The sequence below is a fragment of the Vibrio sp. S11_S32 genome, assembly GCF_014694465.1.
GTDB classification, from domain to species: domain Bacteria; phylum Pseudomonadota; class Gammaproteobacteria; order Enterobacterales; family Vibrionaceae; genus Vibrio; species Vibrio algicola.
Genome location: NZ_JAAUWS010000117.1, coordinates 1 through 1,322, shown reverse-complemented (window position 1 = coordinate 1,322; position 1,322 = coordinate 1). Strand labels below are relative to the sequence as shown.

The 1,322-nt window shown below is 37.4% G+C and carries 1 protein-coding gene; it reads right to left on the bottom strand.

The window, feature by feature from the left end:
• Nucleotides 1-213: 213 nt before the first annotated feature.
• On the bottom strand, nucleotides 214-1,248 hold the full coding sequence (locus tag HC723_RS16805; RefSeq protein ID WP_190339906.1) for an IS110 family transposase: 1,035 nt from the start codon (nucleotides 1,246-1,248) through the stop codon (nucleotides 214-216).
• Between the last annotated feature and the right edge of the window lie 74 nt (nucleotides 1,249-1,322).

Genomic DNA, 1,322 nt, shown 5'->3' with positions numbered 1-1,322 from the left:
TTTCTTGCTAATACACTTATGTAGACTCCCTCATGTCAACACCCCATTATTTGATACTTGCGAACTTATGTACGAGTTCAATCTAAAATGATCGACTCAATGATAATTGCGCGTATCGGAGCCACATCTGTTAGGCGAGGTTTTAACCTCTCAGTGTATTACTGGCTTACCGAATGAGTTATGCAAAGTAATGAAGTGTTTAACTTTTTAGCCCTATAATGCTACTGAGCAATAGTTTGTGTTGTTTTGTAGCATTGAAAATGCAGTCCTGACTGTTTTATTAGCGAGAGCAACAGCGGCACATTTTTTTCCTCGTCGTTCTATTAATTTTTTAAGCCACCGCTCTTTCTCTGTTTTTGCTGGTCGCTTATCAATGCTATTTACAAAAGTAAATGCTCCAGTGACTAATTGGCTTCTCAATGTACTATTTCTAACCTTTTTACCGATTGAGCCAAGCTTGACCTTTCCACCAGAAGAATGTTGAATAGGGGTTAAACCAATACATGCTGAGACATTTCGACCTGATTTAAAGGTTCGCTCACCTTCACATTCAATGGTCATATATAGGTTTACAGCATTAATTAATCCGACACCTTCAAGTTGAGTTAACTTGTTGCACTCAGGAAGACTTTTAGTCAGGGCTTTTAAACTTTCTTCGTAAGAAGATACGAGCTCATTTATTGCAGTGTAAAACTCCCAAGCTTGAGCTAATGAATGGCGAAAAATATCAGAAAATCCATTTTCAGCATCTTCTAGCGCAGTATCAACGGCACTTTTTAATCCACCATGACCTTTAGAACAGCGTAAATTAAATTCAAGTAATAAGGATTTTAGTTGATTTTTTAGAGCGGTTTTTTGTTTTACCGCGAGCTCTCTCATTCTAAGAATGGATTGTAATTGCTGCTGTTGAAGAGTTTTTCCGCCAATAAAATTAATACTAGGTAACAGGCTAGATTGAATAATAGCCAGTGCATCATTTTTATCGGTCTTTTGATGCTGACGTATTCTAGAAACTAATTGAGGGCTTATGAGTCGAGCTTCATGACCAAGTTGTGAGACAAGGCGCTTCCAGTAATTAGATGTCGCACAGGCTTCAAATATCACGATGCTAGGTGTTTGGTTGGCAATCCAAGATGTGAATGCTTGCGGCGTCATTTCATTGTTTGAAAGCACTTTATTGTTTGTGTATACACAAACTTGAAACACATCTTTTGCTAAATCAACACCAATAATAGTAGAATTATTCATAACTGTTTGACTCCCAATAAAAATTGCTTAGCAGGTTAAGTTTAGCAGAGGAGAGGGAGTCTAATTATCTGTTA